This window comes from Nocardia sp. GCM10030253, assembly GCF_042675075.1.
Lineage (GTDB): Bacteria > Actinomycetota > Actinomycetes > Mycobacteriales > Mycobacteriaceae > Nocardia.
On sequence record NZ_JBHTDL010000003.1, the window covers coordinates 293,255 to 311,908 of the forward strand.

Sequence of the window (18,654 nt, forward strand, 5' to 3'; positions counted from 1 at the left end):
TGGTCGATTCAAGCCAGCAGTCGCTATGATGTTCGTCATGGCAGCCGTAATGGAAGGACCCCTGGCCGATCTGAGCTCGTGGAAACCCGACGAGTGCTCGATCGCGAAGGCGATGGACATCATCGGGACCCGCTCGGCCGTCCTGATCCTTCGCGAGGCCTACTACGGCACCACGCGTTTCGACGGCTTCGCCGCCCGTGTCGGTATCACCGACGCCGCCGTGGCAGGCCAGCTCCGCAAACTCACCGACGCGGGCCTGCTCGCCAAGCAGCCGTACCGGGAAGAGGGCAAGCGCACCCGCCACGAGTACGTGCTGACCGACATGGGCCGCGATCTCCTACCCGCCGTACTCGCCCTAATGCAGTGGGGTGACACTTACCTGCAGCCGGGACCCGCTCCGCTGCTGCTGGTCGAAGAGCCCAGCGGATCACCGGTCCGGGTCCGGGTGCGTAGCGATGCGGGAAACGAGGTCGCGTTGGAAGAGCTCGGTGTACGGCTCAATCCGGAATATGCGCGGACAGTGCGCCACCGCTCGGCCTCGAAAGCCTCGAAATCTGGTTGAGCAGGTTGCCTTTCGAGCTCGTGGCGGGTGCCGGCACCTGCTCGAATATTGCGGAACATTATGCTGCTGTTCGAATCTTGTTCGACTAACTAAGAAGTCGGCTATTCTCATTCTGATTCGTGGACACGCCGATTCTCATCCTGGCCACAGAACAGATACCCCTCGCAGATAATCTCAGCATCCGAATTGTAGCTGCCAAAGGTCTTCCAAATCGCAGGAAGGATCGAATCGTGAGGTGCCGGAAACGCAGTTGGGTCACAGTCTTGGCAGGAACCCTCGTCGTGGTCGGGGGCGGGGCGATGTCAGCACCATATGCATGGACGCAGCCGGCTGCCGAGGTCGCCGCCGAAGATTTCTACATACCGCCGCAGCCGGAGGGAGTGCCGGGCACCATTCTTCGTGCCGAACCGTCGGGGCTGGCGATGTCGGCGCCCGGACAGCCGGGAGTGATCCCGGCGACGGCGACGCGCCTCATGTACGTCAGCAGCGATACCCATGAAGCGCCGACCGCGGTGGTGGGAACTTATCTCGAGCCCACCCAGCCGTGGACCGGCCCAGGAATACGTCCCTTGATCGCGTACGCGGTCGGCACGCAGGGACAAGGCGATCAGTGCGCGCCCTCGAAGCTGCTCCCGCAGCTCGTCCAATACCAGCCTCCGCTCGACGTCATAGCCGAATACGATGCGCTGGCACTTCATTCGCTGCTGTCGCGCGGCATGGCAGTAGTGGTGACCGATTACCACGGCCTCGGCACGCCTGATATGCACGACTATCTCAACCGGAAAGCGCAGGCTTACGCGGTACTGGATTCCGCGCGTGCGGCGCTGCAGTTGCCCGGCACCAGCCTCAACCCCGGGTCGCCGGTCATTCTCTACGGATACTCCCAGGGCGGCATGGCCTCTGCCGGAGCGGCTGAACTGCAACCGAGCTACGCTCCCGATCTGAATGTGCGCGGCGCCTATATCGGCGGGCCAGTGGTCGATACCGAGCACTTCATCGGGTACAACGACGGTAAAGCCAGCATCGGACCGGCCTTCGCCTTCATCCTCAACGGTATCGCCGCCGACTATCCAGAAACCCGCCCGGTGCTCGATGTTGAACTCAACGACACCGGCAAGGGGCTCATGCACGACGCCCAGAGCAAATGCGCCGTCGCGGTCGGACTGGCCCTCCAACAGCAGCACACGTCCCATTGGACCAGCAGCGGACAACCTTTCACCGCCGTGATCGATCGGTCCCCAGCGTTGAAAACAGTATTCGCCGAGCAGCGTGTCGGCACGCGCACCCCGTCGGTGCCCGTACTCATCTCCGCGGCCCAGAACGATGAGGGAGCGCCATTTATGCCCATCCGCGACATGGCCGCCGGTTGGTGCGGTAATGGCGTGCCTGTTCAGCTGGAATCCAACGCCCAGATTCCCACTCTCTTCGGACTAATTGGCACCCATAACCTGGCCTTTTTCCCGTCACTGGCGGCCTCGCTGCAGTGGGTGACCGATCGGCTCGCAGACCAGCCCGCCCCAACCAACTGCGCCGCGCTGCCCTAGTCCCGGACGCACGGACGCCGTCTATCCGAATCGGATAGACGGCGTCTTTGTCTTGTCTGTACCGCGCATTATCGGCTCGTCGCACGTGACTGGTGTGGTGATTTCTGGGCACGACGCCCGGCCGAATTGGCGACTACGCGGGTACCGCATCAGTCGCGCCGAGACGAGAAACCATCCGCCATACCGATTCCTGGGAAAATCCGGGTCGATCGATCACCGGCGGGCGATAGCAGCGCGGACAACTCCCGGTCAGGCAGCAATTTTTACAGATCGCTGGCCTGCGGCGGCGAAACGGCTATTCTGGAGAACCACAAGATCAGCGCAACCCGATTCGGCGGCCACGCTTTCGATTTGGTGATGTTCTTATGGATTGGCGAGACATCTATGGCGATCTTCGAGAACACGCAAGCTCGCGACCCCAAGCGGTACCTTTGGGTACTGGGTTTGATCGCACCGGCTTGTGCACTGCTTCCCTCACAACTGGTGGTCCATACTGGGCTCGAAATATTCTGGTGGATCGGTCCGATCATCGTGTTCGTGGTGATCCCGCTATTGGACTGGGCGGTGGGGCGCGATGGCAGTAATCCTCGTGACGAGGACTACGAGGCGCTGTCCAACGACCGCTACTACCGGTGGTGCACTTATCTTTTCCTGCCGATGCAGTTCATCGGCTTGCTTATCGCGGGCTACCTGTGGTCCAGAGCTGAACTCAGCCTAGCCGACAAGTTGGGATTGGCCGTGACGCTGGGGGTCGTGTCGGGCATCGGAATCAACGCCGCACACGAACTCGGCCATCGAGCCGAGCACCTGGAACGCCGGCTGGCGAAAATCGCACTGGCGCAGTCCGGGTACGGACACTTTTTCGTCGAGCACAACCACGGCCATCACGTGCGCGTCGCGACGCCCGAAGACCCTGCCAGCGCCCGATTTGGTGAGTCACTATGGGAGTTCCTGCCGCGCAGCATGGTCGGCGGCTTCCGCTCGGCGCTCGTCTTGGAGCGCGACCGCCTGTCCCGCAAGGGAAAGCGCTGGTTCAGTCGGGGCAACCATCTGCTGCAAGCCTGGTCGATGAGCGTCGCGTTGTTCGGCACGATGATCGCGTTGTTCGGACCCCTCGTGATCCCGTTCCTGGCGCTGCAGGCGTTGATCGGCGCGGTGCTGCTGGAGACGGTGAACTACGTCGAGCACTACGGGCTGCTTCGCCCGCGGCGCGCCAACGGCCGCTACGTCAAGTGCTCACCGCGCGACAGCTGGAACAGTGACCGGCTGGTCACGAACGTGTTCCTGTTCCATCTGCAACGACACAGCGACCACCACGCGAACCCCGGCCGCCGCTATCAGACCTTGCGCAGCTCCGAGCAGGCACCGCAGCTACCAGCGGGCTACGCCACCATGGTCTTGCTGGCCGCCGTTCCCCCGCTCTGGCGCACGGTCATGGATCGTCGGGTCCTGGCCCACTATGGTGGCGACATCACGCTCGTCAATACCAAACCGCGGGCCAAGCGTCACCACTTCTTCTTCCTCGGCCCCGCCCGACCCGTCACTGACCGAGCATCGAGGACTGGTTCAGGCTGATACAAAAGCCCCGCCCTCGTTCACATTCGAGGGCGGGGCTTCGCGTTCGGCACCTCTCAGCTGAGGCGGCGGCCGTCGGTGGCGGAGAAGAAGTAGGTGTGTTCGGCGGAGGTGGACAACCGCACCCGGTCGCCCTTCGCCGGCGGACTACGCCAATCCGCCCGCGCCACAATGGTTTCCCCGGTGTCGCCGTCCACGGCGCGGCCGTAGATGTAAGCGTCGGAGCCGAGCTCCTCCACCACGTCGACCTCCAGCTCGATCCCCGTGTCACCGCCGAGCTCGAAGTGTTCCGGCCGGATACCCACGACTACCGAGCCCTCGGCCGCGTCGGCGACCGCACGCGGCACCGGCAGTGGATGTCCGCCGAGGGACACCTCGCCGTCGGCGACCGGCAGCGTGAACAGGTTCATGGCGGGCGAGCCCATGAACCCGGCGACGAACATATTGGCCGGATCCCGATACAGATCGCGCGGCGTCGCGCACTGCTGCAGCAGCCCGTCCTTGAGCACCGCGACCCGATCGCCCATGGTCATCGCCTCGACCTGGTCGTGGGTGACGTACACGGTGGTGGTGCCGAGGCGGCGTTGCAGCTGGGCGATCTGGGTGCGGGTCTGGACCCGCAGCTTCGCGTCCAGATTCGACAACGGCTCGTCCATCAGGAACACCTGCGGCTGGCGCACGATCGCCCGGCCCATCGCGACGCGCTGGCGCTGACCACCGGAGAGCGCCTTCGGCTTGCGATCGAGGTACGGCTCCAGGTCGAGCAGCTTGGCCGCCTCCAGCACCCGCTTTTCCTTCTCCGCCTTGGCGACCTTGGCCAGCTTGAGCGCGAAGCCCATGTTCTCGGCGACGGTCATGTGCGGGTACAGCGCGTAGTTCTGGAACACCATCGCGATATCGCGTTCCTTGGGCTCCGCGTGCGTAACGTCGTTGGCGCCGATCAGAATTCGCCCGCCGTCGACCTCTTCGAGCCCGGCGAGCATGCGCAGTGAGGTCGACTTGCCACAGCCGGACGGGCCGACCAGGACAAGGAATTCACCGTCCGCGATCTCCAGATTCAGTGCGTCGACGGCAGGTTTGGTGCTTCCCGCGTAGAGCCGGGTAGCGCTTTCGAAGGTCACCGTAGCCACGGCAGATCACTTCCCTTCACCGGTTGGAACACGTGAAGCGGTGTGATTTCGCAACAGCAGCGTGGTCATGAGGTCGAAGGCTACCGTTCCTGCTGGCGCATGACGGAAGTAGTTCATGTTGTCCTCTCACCGGCAGGAACGTGCCGGACGATCCGAGTAAGGGGTTGGGCGGCGATATTACTGGATCTGCTCGATTCGCGCTCGAAATACTCGAGTTCGCGCGCACGCGGGCTGTGTGCTGGATCGGCGCGGTCGGCCACCACTTGGGTCGTGCGGCTGCTGACCGACCTGACGTGGGTTCGGCTTATGATCTGAGTAGGCGGTCTCAACACCCCTGGACGTGTCCCTCGCGCAGCATTCGACGTGATGACGTGATGACGTGACCGATTCGATTGATGAAGCCGTCCGCCGGCATGAGCTAGCTCTGCACGAGCTTTCGGTGGGCCGACTGTCTCAGGCCTTGGAGGCGTGCGTCGATGCCGTGGCAAAGCTTGAACAAGCGTCTGGACACGAGTCGCTCGACGTCGCGGTCGCGCTCAACACTTTGGGCAGAATCCGCGAGGGGCTAAGCGAATACAGCGCGGCGGAAAGTGATTTCGAACGTGCGTGGATGATCGTTGCCGGGTCGGACTCAGACGATGAATCGATGGTGACGTTGCGGGCGCGGACGCTCGGTGACCGGGCACGGCTCCGTCGCATTCAAGGCCGGTTGCCCGAGGCCGAGCATTGCTATCTACAGGCCATGGAAATGCTCCGCGACGGGAGTCTGGACCTGGACATCCTTCGAAACGAGCTTGCGGTCGTCTACAAGTACGCTGCCCGTTTCGACGAAGCCGAGGCCCTCTATCGGCAGTCCCTCGAATCGGTGGAGGCAGGACTCGGGCCGGCCCACCCTGAGGCGGCGACGATCTGGCACAACCTGGGCGGACTCGAACACGCGCGTGGACGTTATGCGGAGGGCGAGGTTTATGCGCGACGATCGGTATCGATTCGCGAAGCGGCCATGGGTGCGGATCATCCGGCGGTAGCTGCCGATGTCGCCGCACTTGCCGCCCTCGTCCACGAACAGGGGCGACTCGATGAAGCCGAAACTCTGTACCGCCGGGCAGTGGCCATATTCGAGACAGCGCGCGAGCAGAACGCCTACGAGTTGGCGGTCAACTACAACAACCTGGGCGCGCTGCACTACGCGCGCGAACAATGGTGCGAGGCCGAGGGCTACTACATGCGGGCACTGGGATTGAAAGAAGGACTGTTCGGACCTGACCATCCGGACATCGCGATGACGCTACATAACCTGGCGGTCTTGAACGCTGACCGAGGTCGAAACGACGAAGCGCGAGTCTTGTATCAGCGCGCGCTCGCTATCTTCGAAGACAGACTAGGTCCGGAGCATCCGAAGACCCGCACGTGCCGGCGCGAGCTGACCGAGCTCGGGCGCGGGCCCGAGGGTTGGGCGTCGTCAACGAGCTCCAGCGTTCACCCGTGACGAGAATTTCGGTTGCGCGGGGTGGTGAGGACTTCATTGTGCGGTGAACTGGGTTACCGCACTTGTTCCGATCGGTCCGGCGGCGAGAAAGAAGGCGGTCGTGTCCGCGGTGGTCGGATTCTTTTCGGGATGTGAATGCCTTGTTGCCCAAAGGAATCCGGGGTCGATGTGCGCCACGTGATCTTGGTGTGGCCCGCTGGGTGTGCGTGTTCGGCGCTCGAGATGCTCGAGTTCGCTGGTGGGAATTTCGGGCGGCCGGATCTCGCCGCCGGTAGCCTCGGTCGGGAAGTCAGACCGAGCGACGAGGAGCATGGATATGATCCGACCGGTTCGTATCGGAGTTCAGCTACAGCCGCAGCACGCACCGAAATACGGACTCATCCGCGACGCCGTCCTGCGGTCGGAGGACGCGGGTGTCGACATCGTTTTCAACTGGGATCACTTCTACCCACTGACCGGCGACCCGAACGGCGCGCACTTCGAGTGTTGGACGATGCTCGGCGCGGTCGCCGAGCAGACCGAGCGCGTCGACCTGGGCGCACTGGTCACCGGCGGCGGCTACCGCAACCCGGACCTGCTCGCCGACATGGCGCGCACCGTCGACCACATCAGTGACGGACGACTGATCCTCGGGATCGGCGCGGGCTGGTTCCAGAAGGACTACAACGAGTACGGCTACGAATTCGGCACCGCGGGAACCAGGCTCGATCTCCTGAAGGAGAACTTGGCCCGCATCAAGGCCCGCCTCGAGAGGCTGAACCCGCAACCCACCCGCGATATCCCGCTTCTCATCGGCGGCGGAGGCGTGCAGAAGACGTTGCGGCTGGTCGCCCAGTACGCCGACATCTGGCACAGCTTCGCCGACCTCGACATGCTCGTGCACAAGAACAAGGTGCTCGCCGAGCACGCCGCGGCTGTCGGAACCGATGAGGCGCGCATCGAGCGCTCGGTGCACTGGCCGGGTGTCGAGAACGCCCCCGCGTTTCTCGAGGCGGGCGTGACGTTGTTCACCATCGGCGTCAGCGGCCCTGGCTACGACCTGAGCGAGGTCGAGCGAGCGGTGCGGTGGCGCGATGAGATCAATCCGGAGGTGGTCAGCGGGCTGGCCTAGCAGTCGTTAGGCCAGCGAAGATCATCGAATTGCCGGTGCCCTGCGCCACATTGGTCTGTGCGTCGACAACGGCGCTCCGGACCTCCAAGCAGGAGGCCGGGTTATCAATGCCTGTGGAGAACCCGGCGCTGGCCAGCCCGCTTTCGGGCTGGTGGAACTGGGGTCGATGAAGCAGGAACTTTTGCCCGAGCAAGGGTAAGGGAACACCCGAGAAGGGTGGTGTCGGGCAACTGCTCGGCACGCTTTAGGGTGCTGAATCATGGCTGGTCTACCCGCTGTGCGATCCAGAGCGTTGATCGCCGTGCTGTTGCTCGCCGTCGGCCTCGCGGCCACGGCGTGCGGCTCCGGCGACGATTCGTCCGACCGTAACCAATGTTCACCGCCGGGCGTGAGTGCCGCGTCCGCGGCGCCGACGAACCTCGCGTCGGCGGCGTCCGCGGGTGAGGATCGCTACACCACGGCGAGTACCGCCCCTCTCGAGTCGATCGACACCAACAAGCTGCGCCTGAGCACGCCGGGCACGCTCAGCGTCGGCACACTGTCGGACGCGCCGCCGAGCATCTGCTTGAACTCGAAGGGAGCCTTCACCGGCTTCGACAACGAACTGTTGCGCGCGATCGGCGCGAAACTCGGTCTGCAGGTGGAGTTCTCGGGCACCGAGTTCGCGCCGCTGCTGTCGCAGGTCTCCGGTGGGCGCTTCGATGTCGGCTCATCGAACATCACCACCACCGCGGAGCGCCGCGAGCGCGTCGGGTTCACCAATGGCTACGACTTCGGCTACTTCTCCCTCGTCGTCGCGAACGGCAGTGCCATCAAGGGCTTCTCGGACCTGGGGCGCGGCACCAGGATCGCCGTCGTCCAGGGCACCGTGCAGGACGACTATGTGGTCAACCAGCTGCACCTGGATCCGGTGAAGTTTCCCGACTATGCCACCGCGTACGCGAATTTGAAGTCCGGTCAGGTCGATGCGTGGGTGGCGCCGTCGGCTCAGGCCGAGGGGCAGGTGCAGCCGGGTGACGGAACTTCGATCATTCAGAACACCTTCAGCCTGGACAACTTTGTCGGCTACGCGGTCGCCAAGGACAACCAGCCACTGATCGACGCGCTCAACAGCGGCTTGGACGCGGTGATCGCCGACGGCACCTACGCGAAGCTCTACACCGATTGGGTGCCGAGGCAGTTGCCGCCGGGCTGGAAGCCGGGTTCGAAAGCCGCACCCGTGCCACAGCTCCCGGACTTCGCCGCCATCGCGGCGGCGAAGCAGCCGACCGACACCGCGCAGAGCGCGCCGAAATCCACCTTGCAGCAGTTGCGGGACACGTTCTTCGACTGGTCGTTGTACCGCAAAGCTTTCCCCGATCTGTTCAAGACCGGCCTGCCGAATACGCTGATCCTGGCGCTGGTTTCGGGTGTCCTCGGCACAGTCCTCGGCATGCTGCTCGCGGTCGCGGGCATCTCCAGAACCCGCTGGCTGCGCTGGCCTGCCCGGGTCTACACCGACATCTTCCGTGGCCTGCCTGCCGTGGTGATCATCCTGATAATCGGCCTCGGCATCGGCCCGGTGGTCCGCGGTGTCACCGGCAACAATCCCTACTGGCTCGGCGCGCTCGCGCTCGCCTTGCTGGCCTCGGCCTATATCGGTGAGATCTTCCGCTCCGGCATCCAGTCCGTGGAGCCGGGTCAGCTGGAGGCCGCACGTGCCATCGGCTTCGGCTACCGCCAGGCGATGACGCTCGTGGTGATCCCGCAGGGCGTCCGGCGTGTGCTGCCCGCGCTGATGAACCAGTTCATAGCGCTCATCAAGGATTCCTCGCTGATCTACTTCCTCGGCCTGCTCGCTACCCAGCGGGAACTGTTCGCCGTCGGCCGAGACCTCAACGCGCAGACCGGAAACCTCTCCCCGCTGGTCGCGGCGGGCCTGGTCTATCTGCTGCTGACCATCCCGCTCACCCACCTGGTCAACTACATCGACCGCCGCATGCGCACCGGCAGGCCCGACCAACCCATCGACCAGGTCGAGGTGGCCACGATTACGGAAGGGCGCGGATAAAATGAGTGCCTCCCTCACCGGTACCGGCCTGCATCTGACGCTCGGGCGCAACCATGTGCTGCGCGGTATCACTGTCCACGTCGACGCGGGTAAGACCACCACCGTCATCGGCCCGTCCGGCTCCGGCAAGTCCACGCTGCTGCGGGTGCTCAACCGGCTGCACGAACCGGATCAGGGCGATGTGTTGCTCGACGGGAAGTCGGTGCTGACCGAGGACCCCGACCGGCTGCGCCAGCGCATCGGCATGGTGTTCCAGCACTTCAACCTGTTTCCGCACAAGACGGTCGCCGAAAACGTCGCCCTCGGCCCGCGCAAGCTGCGCGGACTGTCCAAGGACGAAGCGAGAGCGCTGGCTATCGAGCAGCTTCAGGTTGTCGGTCTGGCCGAAAAGGCCGATTCGCGCCCGGGGAACCTCTCCGGCGGTCAGCAGCAGCGGGTGGCGATCGCCCGCGCGCTCGCCATGAAGCCGGAGATCATGTTCTTCGACGAGGCCACCTCGGCGCTCGACCCGGAACTCGTCAAAGGCATCCTCGCGGTGATGGCTGACCTGGCCTCGGGCGGCATGTCGATGATCGTGGTGACCCACGAAATGGGCTTCGCCCGCAGTGTTTCCGACAGCGTGGTCTTTATGGACGAGGGGCAGGTCGTCGAGATCGGGACCCCGCAGTCCCTGTTCGACGACCCCCAGACCCCACGCCTGCAGCGCTTCCTCTCCCAGGTGCTGTGACCCGCGGCTTGTGACTCACAGCACACTTTGAGTAAACTTCATAGATGCGCACCTACTAATGTGTTCGGCGCTATCGGTTCGACCTGTCCAGACATATGGAAGGAAGTCTGATGACCACCGCACACCCACAACACACCGAACATGAGCACGTCCACGGCCCGGGGTGTGGCCACGCCGAGGTTGCCCATGGCGATCACGTGGATTACGCCCATGACGGCCACCTGCACCGCGAGCACAACGGACATTGGGACGAATGCGAACCCACGGGCCACACCGAGCACGCCGCCCACGACCACGTGCACGGCGAAGGCTGTGGCCACAACGCCGTCCAGCACGGTGACCACGTCGACTACCTGCACGACGGACACCGGCACGCCGCCCACGACGGGCACTACGACGAGCACTGAAACCCGCTGAATCGCCGCGCCTTCGGGCGCGGCGATGGTTTGCGCGCCGAGTGGCACACCATGGGGTGAGCCACTGGGTGGGTCGCCGCGGTCAGGTGCCGCTCGAGAGGGATGGGGGAGCTGGGGATTCGGCGGTTGACGGCCGAGGATTTGGGCGGGGTTTCGAGGTATTCGGTTGCGGGCGTCGGCCGATGTGCCGTCGAGGCTGTGACGGGTGCGTGGCGGTGTAGGTATCCCGTCGCGGAAAGTACTGATAGACGACTGATTCGGCACCTATCGGCTAGGTCATAACGTAGTTCTCGTCCAACACGGACACCGAGAAACCGCAGACCACAAGCCCTTCGGAGGCCGAAATGAACACCATCGTCGCCCAGTACCTGGAAGCCTGGAACGCCACCGACGCCACCACCCGCACAGCCGCCATCGCCCGCGTCTTCACCGAAACCGCCACCTACACAGACCCGCTGGTCGCGGTCACCGGACACCACGAACTCGACGCCGCCATCGCGGGTGTCCAAGCCCAGTTCCCCGGCTGGGTATTCACCCTCGCCGGGCCCGTCGACGCCCACCACGACCAGGTGCGCTTCACCTGGAACCTCGGCCCCGCCGACGGCCCGGCCATCATCGTCGGCTTCGACGTCGCAGTCATCGACAACGGCCGCATCAGCCAAGTCCTCGGCTTCCTCGACAAAGTCCCCGCCACCCTCTAGCACCCGCACTCCACCGACCCGAAACTCGCTACCCCAGAAGGAAGTACCGCCATGACCACCACAGCCCCCTCGGCAATGTCCACCCTGCTCGCCCCCGGCCAGAACCTGCTGCGGCTGTCCCTGCGCCTGGACGCCGTCGTCACCGGCGTCAACGGCCTTGCCTACCTTGCCCTTTCGGGCCCGCTGGAATCGCTGCTCGGCCTCGACTCCAAGATCGGTATCCCGATCGGTATCTTCTTGACTCTCTATGGCATCGGCGTCGCCCTGGTCGGTATGACCAAGAACATCAACACCGCCGCGGCCGGTATCGTCGCCGCAGGCAATACCGCCTGGGTCGTGGTCAGCCTCGCCGCCCTCATGGCAGGCGCACTCGAGCTGAACCTCGTCGGCTCGGTCTGGACCGTCATGCAAGCAGCCACCGTCGGTGCCTTCGCGGGCCTGCAGTACCTGGGCATCCGCAAGGCACGCTGACTTTGGAAGCAACAGGCACTCCCGCGAAACGCGGCATCGGCACCAGCCGATGCCGCGTTCGGCGTTTGCGGGTCGCTCCCAGGTTCGTGGTCGGTCCCTGCCTCTAGAGTCGACCGGGTGATCGAGGCAATCAAGATTCCCACCGCGGCAGGCACGTTCGATGCGCTGGCCTGCGGGGAACCCGGTGGTCGCGAAGTCATGTTCTTGCACGGTTTCCCGGAGGCCGCCATCGAGTGGGAGTTCCAGCTCAACGCACTCGGCAACGGCGGCTGCCATGTCGTCGCACCCGATCAGCGTGGTTATTCTCCCGGTGTGCGCCCGGAACACGTCGCCGACTACCGGGTCGATGAGCTGGTCGGCGATGTCGCCGCCATCGCCGACGAACTGGGCTGGCAACGATTCGACCTGGTCGGTCACGATTGGGGCGGTTACGTAGGCTGGGCGGCCGCGGCAGCGATGCCCGAGCGGATTCGCACCTGGACCGCGGTCTCGCAGCCGCACCCGACCGCCTTCCATCGCGCGCTGACCGAGGACGAAGACCAGGCTCAACGCTCGCACTATTTGTCGCTGCTGCGCCAGCCCCGCGTAGCCGAGCGCACCCTGCTGGCCGACGACGCGGCCGCGCTCCGCCAGATCTTCGAATGGAAGATCCCAGAGGAGCGAATCGACGACTACATCCACCGCTTCACCCAGCCCGAGGCGCTGACCGCGGCCCTGAACTGGTATCGCGCGCTGCGCCTCGCAGGCCCGACCCCCGCCGTGTCCGTCCCGACCCTTTACGTATGGAGCACCGACGACACCGCCATCGGCTCCACCGCGGCCATGTCGACCGAGCGCCACGTCACCGGTCCCTACCGCTTCGAAATGCTCGAAGACGTCTCGCACTGGATCCCGGAGCAGGCACCGGAAGCCCTCACCCTCCTGATAATGGAACACCTCCTCGCCCACCGCACCTAGATCCCGAGGTGCTGCGCCCATCCATCTCGCGGTTCGTGCCGAATGTGTAACATGTTCAACATGAGTACGCACAGCCTGCGGGACCTGCGGATGCAGCTCGGTGCCATCGTCCGTGGGGTAGCCGCGACCGGAGAAGAGGTGATCGTCACCGATAGTGGTAGCGAGGTCGCGGTGATCATCTCGATGGCCGACTACGAGCGGCTGCATGAGCATGCCGATCTCGTGGACGCGCTGCGGCTGCGTCACCTGCGTGATGAAGCGTACGAGACGATGTCGATGTCGGAGATGCTCGATGCACTGGGTGTGGATCCGGCATCGGTGCTCGCCTCGTGAGAATGGAATTCCACCCTGATGTCCTGAAACAGCTGCAGAAGTTGCCTCGTGACGTGCTCGAAGTCGCCTTGCACGCGATCATTGCCCTCACCAAGGATCCGCGACCGACCGGCTCCAAAAAGCTTGTCGGAAGCCAGGACTGGCGAATCCGCATCGGGCAGTACCGCATCGTGTACGAGATCGACGACAAGGCACAGGTGATTACGGTGTTCACCGTCGCCAAGCGCTCCGACGTCTACCGCTAGCAGGTATCAAGATCTCGAGCGGTCGCTCGCTGTTCAGGTGCGGACGGTGGCGAAGGCGGCCCAGAGCACTGGTGAGTGTTCGATGGTTCGGGCGTTGCGCCAGGCGGCGAGGCGCTTTCGCTGCCAATCAGCGAGGGTTGCGATGGGGTCGGGCTGTTCGTGGGCCGTATCGATGGAGCAGATGGCGTCCTGTAGGGGGTGGGCGTCGGGGGGTGCGCCTGCGAGGCGTTGAAAGGCGAGATCTGTTGGGAGCGGCCATCTGCTTGCGGTGACCAGTTCGGCGCCGCCGCTGATCATCGCGGTGATCAGGCCGAGGGCCTCGCTGAATCGGAGGTCGCCGCCACTTTCGCAGGCGATCAGGGCGACTCGGCTCGGGATCGGCCAGAGTTGCGATCCCGCAAGTGGTTCTGGGTCGAGGGTGTGTGTGCCGAGTAGCAGGTCCTTGGCGGACAGCGGGCGGTGTGCGCGAGTGGGCGTCGCGAAGCCGATGGTGTCGGCGCCGCAGGCGAGATGTAGTTGCGCGTCTTCGCTTTGACCGGATTCGGGTGCCGCCGCTGTCACATGTCCGACATAGGTCAGGCGGCTTGCGCCCTGCCGCAGGACCTCGCCGAGCCAGCCGCGATCGATATCCGTGCGACGGAATGCCTCGGTTGGATCATCTACCGCGGGGAGTAGTCGCCCCTGCGCACAGTATTCGGCGACGCGATGGGCGAGTCGGGTGCCGGCGTCCATCCGGCCGAGTACCGAGCCAAGGGCCGAATCGGCGCGGAAGCCGGGAACGCGCGGGTCGAGGATGGCCACCACCGGTAGCTCTCGGGTTTCGTGCCAGCTTCGGGCTGTTCGTCCCGCACTGTGCACGATGCTGGCCGGGGCGAGCAGGCTGACATCCGCGATATCCACGAGACGCAGGTCGGGGTTCGGGGCGATGAGCTCCCAGGGCACCTGAGCCAACCGTGGCGACGGCTGCAACCGAATATGCGGACGTACGCCGCGCGTGTGCAGGTCGTACAACTGCGCGGCTAAACCATAGGGCAGCAATGCGCGTGAAAGTGCTTGCGCGACAAGATATTCAGAGTCGTAAGAGGCGAATGCTCCAGTCGTCATCGCGCGTTCGAGTGCGTCCGGCTCGGCCGGGTTCGGCAGCGCACCGGCCAACTGCCGGATGGCCTCGGTGATCGGGGCTTCGGGCAGCATGCTCGCGCCCTGGCTGTAGACATTCCCGATCCATCGCCAGGACATGTAGAGATCGCCCGCATCGGCCATCCGTACGATGACCGTCGGTTGTTCCGAAGTAATCGTCATGCGGGCAGCACCCGACTGTCGCGAACCGGCCGACCGTAGCGTTGCTCGGCGGCGGTGATGTGGGCGGCGAGCGCGATATGTCCGTCCGGAGCGACGGCCAGGCGCGGCGGTGGCGCAACCGGAAGACCCGCACTCGCCGCGACCGCCGCCAATGCCGCCCCGAGTTGGGGCGCGGTGCCGGATTGCGTGCCGGTGCCGAATTGCATGGTCATGCCGAGTCGCAGCGCGGGCGGTGGTTCTTCCGAGGCAGGCTGCGGATCGAAGAGGTCGAGCGGAAGTTGCGTGGCGGCTGCGGGTTCGGCGCTGCCCGAGGTGGTACCGGCATTCAAAGATGTACCAGCGCATTGCGTTTCGATGAGATCCATAAGCAGCGGGCCATTGCCGGACAGATAGGCGAAACGGAAGGCCATGCGCATTGCCGGGTCCGCGATCTGGCGGTTCCATTGCTCGCGTTGGTTGCCGTTGGGAAGCGTGTAGCGCACGGCATCGATGGCAAGCGCGGAAGAAATGGCCAGATCGACTGCCCGCGAAAGTATCTCGGCATCGGGTATCTCGGTTTGCTCGAGCACGGCCTCCAGCAGTGCCGCGTGCCAGAAGTCGATTTGAGCGCAATGTAATCCGAGTCCACGCGCGGCGTAGGCGGCGAAGGCCTCGGCGATCAGTGCTTCGCCCTCGTCGAATCGCCCGGTCGTGTAGTCCACGGTCGCCAGACGTACCTGCACATCGGCCGCGTCCAGCACCGCTCCGGACTCGCGGAAGTAGGCCAGGCCGCGGTGGTACAGCTCGTACGCCCGATCGATGTCACCGCGGCTCTCGGCGAGGAATCCCATGGTCTTGAGCCCGATTCCGGCGCGATACCCGAGCCCGGACCGCTCGAAATACTCTTGGCTGGACAGCAGTGGTTGTTCGGCCTCGTCGAGGCGATCCAGTCGGACATACATGACGGCCAGATTCTGCTCCGTCTCGGCGACGGCATTGTGGTCGCCCGCGGACCCGAATGCCGCGAGCGCCTGCTGTACGAAATCCACGGCCAGCTCGCGGCGTCCGGTCTCGAAATAGATGCCGCCGAGCGTCGACAGCGGATGACCGGCCAGATACGGCGCGAAACGTACTGCCGCGTCCAGGGTTTCGGTGGCGAGCTCGATGGCGTAAGCCCAGTTCCCGCGATGGAAGGCAACAGCGGTCAACGACAGCAGACAGGCCACGCGCAAATGGCTCTCGTCGTTGTGCTCGGTGAGCATCGTGCGCGCCTGTTCCAGGGCCTCTTGCGCACCATCGAGATCGCCGACGTGCTGCAACGCCTGGGACAGATTGACCAGCGCGGCAGGGCGTTTCTCGACCGCGTCCGCGGGCATCTCGGCGAGCGCTTCGCGAAACATGACTACGGCGCCCGCGTGATCGCCGAGCTCATCGCACATGCTCGCGGCGTTGACCAGCGCACTCACCCGTAGTCCACCGGTGCTGGTGCGGGCGATGTCCTCGAAGAGGCGTAGCGCCTCGGCGACCTCGCCGCGGCTGTATGCGGCCGCACCTTCGGCGAGCAGCTTGCTGCCATCGTCCGGTGGGGTCTGCTGCTCCATGTCAGAAGTCCGATCCCGAAGCGGCGGCGGCAAGTTCGGCCAGCAAGGGGGCATCGAATTCCGTGTCGTCGCCACTTGCCGCGCGGCGTAGTCGTGCTGCCGCGATGTCTCGTACCTGCTGCCTGCTATCCGGGCCGCCGTGTCCAGGAGCGCCGACGCCGGGCACGTACAGGTCCACCGACGAGACCGCCTCCGATGACGTGGTCGTCTGGCCGGTCCAGGTGTCGCCGACCAGGTTGAGCTCGGCCTCGATAATTTCCGCGGCAACGGCGATCAGCGCCCGCGGATGCAGGTGCGAGGGAACATCTGCGCCCAATTGGGGTGCGGCGACAGCTTCCACCCGGACGGTCGTGGTGCCGGGTGCCCGGACCACCTGCCAGGACACCGCGTGCTCGGAGGCATCGATGAGCCCGGGTGGGCAACGGCGCCAGTCCCAGCCACCGCTGCCCCGCGCGAGGACGAGTGCGCTCGCGGGCGTCCCTGGCCCGGAGCCTGCCGCCAACGCGTAGTCCACTGCACGAGAGGGGACTTCGATCCTCGACTGTGCGTCGCTCGAAATGGGATCGGCAGCACCGTCGACGATCAGCTCGCATTCCTCCCGCAGCGCGGCGATTTCCGTGTCGAGCAGTCGTTCGTCGAGTGGTGCGATGCCGTCGATGGTCGACGCGGGCCACCACCGTGCCGCCCATTCCGCGTAACCGAGCCGCCACGCATTCGCGACGAGCCGAGGCAGTGCGGGGCTTACCTCGAGTTCTGTGTGATCACTGTCCAATTCGTCGATGGCCAGCGCGATGCGCTCGCCGTACACCGCCCATATCCACTCCTGAGCCAGTGTCAGGTCATCGATCACCGCGGCCGGAATCGACTGTCCGGCAAGCAGACTCCAGGTGAGATGTCCACCGGACACTTCGAGCAACAAGGCGTCGACCTGCGCCGCGCCGTCCAGCACGGTCGGCGCACCCTCGGGCGCGATGATCCACACACCGTCGTCGAGGCGACTGATGGTCACTGTTGCGGTCATCAGCTCGCCCTCGATTCCGCCGAGTCCGACTCTTTTGCAAGGGAACTCACACTGAGAGCCTGCTTGACCCGCATCCGGTGGTCGAGCATGACCGAGCGCGCCACACCATCGAGCAGATCCCACAGCTCGTCCGGTTCGTAGACGCCGAACTCCCTGACATCACGGCCGTGCAGTCGAACCCACAGTCGCCGTAGGTAGGGGCGCCATGGCGTGTGCAATTCAGCGGCAATGGCGCTCAGCGGGCCATTGTTCGCCGCGCGGTCGGAGCTCACCGCGAGCCGTCGAGCCTGCAGGACGTACGCCTCGCGCTGCCAGCGGCCGTTGATCACTCGATGCGCCGTCGTCTCAGCATCCCGCGACTCCGGGCGCCGAGGTGGTAGCCGTGCGACCGCGGCGATCGGGCTCAGCCCTTGCGCGAGAGCGATTCCGGCGCTCGCGGCGACGCGCAACGACTCGTCGAGAAGCGCCCACGGCGAACAGCTGCGGGCAATTTCCGTCGTCACGAGTTCCGGAATCGGCGGCAGCTCGGCGCGCTCGCTCGATGCCTGCAGCACGGTGAAGACACGCTCGTAGATGGTGCGATCGAAGGGCAGGCCGAGGTTGGCCTTCGAGGCCGATGCGCCGAGCTCGGGCGACTTCGGTGCGGGACGCGTGGTGAGCCCGAGTTCGTATGCGGTCGGCGTCGCTTCGTTGTCCCAGAGCCGAATTCCCCCGTGGGTGCCCGCATGCGTGGCGACCAGGCGGTCGAACTCCGCTTGCCCATTGTCCCGGACCTGCCCGAGCCGGGCCGCCGCGCACGCGTCCAGCAGCGATAGCACCAGCTGGGTGTGGTCACCCGTCGGCGCACCTACAGGGCGCCGCCGCCATGCGATATCGATCAGCGCGCTGAGCTCGCTGATCTGGGATCGGTCGGTGAGGTGCTCCTTCAGCGCCTGTGTCGTCCGGCCCGCGGTGAATTCGTGGATATCGCGCAAAGCGGCTTCGGCGATCGCCCTGTCCCGCAGGGGATCCGGCGTACCCGTTGTCGTCGCGAGCTCGAAACACCGTTGGAAATACAGATCCTGCGGGTTGCCCTCAGTGATCCGCAGGGTCCGCCTGACCTGCTTGAGCAGCGTGAACCACGCCGCTGTCGCGCGCAGCACATCCGCGGCGGCATGCATTCGGGTGGCGAGCAGGGTAGCGCCGTCCGCGGTGAGTATCGAGCCGGCGCAGAGCGGATTTTGCACCGGACGGATGACCAGAGGATCGAGAATGAGCTTGACGGTGCGGCGCAGTGGCCCGCCGTGCGGCCCACTGAGGGGCTCGACACCGTCGAGCCGGCGCCAAACCTCGTCCAGCACCATCGCGCGCGGCCGTCGCATTCGACCAGGTTATCGGAATATCGGCCGTTTCAGACACTGAAAAACCTGGGATCGGTAGGGCGCGATCCCTTTTTACCTT

18 protein-coding genes are annotated in these 18,654 nt (G+C 65.0%); 13 read left to right on the top strand and 5 right to left on the bottom strand.

Annotated features, from left to right (window positions below):
* Positions 1-25 precede the first annotated feature (25 nt).
* The 3 genes from ACFQZZ_RS03775 to ACFQZZ_RS03785 all read left to right on the top strand — a co-directional run bounded on the left by ACFQZZ_RS03775 (position 26) and on the right by ACFQZZ_RS03785 (position 3,681).
* Positions 26-562 (top strand): winged helix-turn-helix transcriptional regulator, encoded by a 537-nt coding sequence (locus tag ACFQZZ_RS03775; RefSeq protein ID WP_378673878.1) that lies wholly within the window; start codon positions 26-28, stop codon positions 560-562.
* 263 nt (positions 563-825) lie between these two features.
* Positions 826-2,106, top strand: a complete 1,281-nt coding sequence (locus tag ACFQZZ_RS03780) for a lipase family protein (RefSeq protein ID WP_378673881.1) — start codon at positions 826-828, stop codon at positions 2,104-2,106.
* A 384-nt stretch (positions 2,107-2,490) separates the two neighbouring features.
* A complete protein-coding gene (locus ACFQZZ_RS03785; protein ID WP_378674087.1) occupies positions 2,491-3,681 on the top strand; it encodes an alkane 1-monooxygenase in 1,191 nt (396 codons plus the stop codon).
* A 56-nt stretch (positions 3,682-3,737) separates the two neighbouring features.
* Here ACFQZZ_RS03785 and ACFQZZ_RS03790 read toward each other — a convergent pair whose 3' ends face one another.
* The gene (locus tag ACFQZZ_RS03790) at positions 3,738-4,811 is read right to left on the bottom strand and encodes an ABC transporter ATP-binding protein (protein WP_378673884.1); all 1,074 of its coding nucleotides are present in this window, start codon (positions 4,809-4,811) and stop codon (positions 3,738-3,740) included.
* Between the two features lie 379 nt (positions 4,812-5,190).
* On the opposite strand from ACFQZZ_RS03790, the gene ACFQZZ_RS03795 reads away from it, so the two are divergent.
* The 10 genes from ACFQZZ_RS03795 (at position 5,191) to ACFQZZ_RS03840 (ending at position 13,311) form a co-directional block, all read left to right on the top strand.
* Complete coding sequence (locus ACFQZZ_RS03795) at positions 5,191-6,300, top strand: tetratricopeptide repeat protein (RefSeq protein WP_378673887.1); 1,110 nt, start codon at positions 5,191-5,193, stop codon at positions 6,298-6,300.
* Positions 6,301-6,616: 316 nt separating this feature from the next.
* Complete coding sequence (locus tag ACFQZZ_RS03800) at positions 6,617-7,411, top strand: LLM class F420-dependent oxidoreductase (protein ID WP_378673890.1); 795 nt, start codon at positions 6,617-6,619, stop codon at positions 7,409-7,411.
* 259 nt (positions 7,412-7,670) lie between these two features.
* Positions 7,671-9,461, top strand: coding sequence for an ABC transporter substrate-binding protein/permease (locus ACFQZZ_RS03805; RefSeq protein WP_378673893.1), 1,791 nt, complete (start codon positions 7,671-7,673; stop codon positions 9,459-9,461).
* Between the two features lies 1 nt (position 9,462).
* Positions 9,463-10,188 (top strand): amino acid ABC transporter ATP-binding protein, encoded by a 726-nt coding sequence (locus tag ACFQZZ_RS03810; RefSeq protein WP_378673896.1) that lies wholly within the window; start codon positions 9,463-9,465, stop codon positions 10,186-10,188.
* A gap of 110 nt (positions 10,189-10,298) precedes the next feature.
* Positions 10,299-10,595 (top strand): hypothetical protein, encoded by a 297-nt coding sequence (locus tag ACFQZZ_RS03815; RefSeq protein WP_378673899.1) that lies wholly within the window; start codon positions 10,299-10,301, stop codon positions 10,593-10,595.
* Between the two features lie 353 nt (positions 10,596-10,948).
* Positions 10,949-11,305 carry a nuclear transport factor 2 family protein gene (locus ACFQZZ_RS03820; RefSeq protein ID WP_378673901.1) on the top strand — a complete coding sequence of 119 codons (357 nt, stop codon included), beginning with the start codon at positions 10,949-10,951 and terminating at the stop codon, positions 11,303-11,305.
* 51 nt (positions 11,306-11,356) lie between these two features.
* On the top strand, positions 11,357-11,776 hold the full coding sequence (locus ACFQZZ_RS03825; protein ID WP_378673903.1) for a hypothetical protein: 420 nt from the start codon (positions 11,357-11,359) through the stop codon (positions 11,774-11,776).
* 117 nt (positions 11,777-11,893) lie between these two features.
* On the top strand, positions 11,894-12,733 hold the full coding sequence (locus tag ACFQZZ_RS03830; protein WP_378673905.1) for an alpha/beta fold hydrolase: 840 nt from the start codon (positions 11,894-11,896) through the stop codon (positions 12,731-12,733).
* Between the two features lie 60 nt (positions 12,734-12,793).
* Positions 12,794-13,066: a type II toxin-antitoxin system Phd/YefM family antitoxin gene (locus ACFQZZ_RS03835; RefSeq protein WP_378673908.1), complete on the top strand. Its 273-nt coding sequence runs from the start codon at positions 12,794-12,796 to the stop codon at positions 13,064-13,066.
* Positions 13,067-13,068: 2 nt separating this feature from the next.
* Positions 13,069-13,311, top strand: a complete 243-nt coding sequence (locus tag ACFQZZ_RS03840; protein WP_378673910.1) for a type II toxin-antitoxin system RelE/ParE family toxin — start codon at positions 13,069-13,071, stop codon at positions 13,309-13,311.
* 33 nt (positions 13,312-13,344) lie between these two features.
* Here the strand turns inward: ACFQZZ_RS03840 and ACFQZZ_RS03845 are convergent, their stop codons facing one another.
* Genes ACFQZZ_RS03845 through ACFQZZ_RS03860 form a run of 4 tightly spaced genes read right to left on the bottom strand, consistent with a single transcriptional unit; the run spans position 13,345 to position 18,557 of the window.
* The gene (locus ACFQZZ_RS03845) at positions 13,345-14,613 is read right to left on the bottom strand and encodes a CHAT domain-containing protein (RefSeq protein WP_378673912.1); all 1,269 of its coding nucleotides are present in this window, start codon (positions 14,611-14,613) and stop codon (positions 13,345-13,347) included.
* Complete coding sequence (locus tag ACFQZZ_RS03850) at positions 14,610-16,193, bottom strand: tetratricopeptide repeat protein (protein WP_378673915.1); 1,584 nt, start codon at positions 16,191-16,193, stop codon at positions 14,610-14,612. Before ACFQZZ_RS03850 ends, ACFQZZ_RS03845 begins: the two co-directional genes overlap by 4 nt.
* Position 16,194: 1 nt before the next feature.
* Positions 16,195-17,214, bottom strand: a complete 1,020-nt coding sequence (locus tag ACFQZZ_RS03855; RefSeq protein ID WP_378673918.1) for a hypothetical protein — start codon at positions 17,212-17,214, stop codon at positions 16,195-16,197.
* Complete coding sequence (locus ACFQZZ_RS03860) at positions 17,214-18,557, bottom strand: hypothetical protein (protein WP_378674090.1); 1,344 nt, start codon at positions 18,555-18,557, stop codon at positions 17,214-17,216. Before ACFQZZ_RS03860 ends, ACFQZZ_RS03855 begins: the two co-directional genes overlap by 1 nt.
* Between the last annotated feature and the right edge of the window lie 97 nt (positions 18,558-18,654).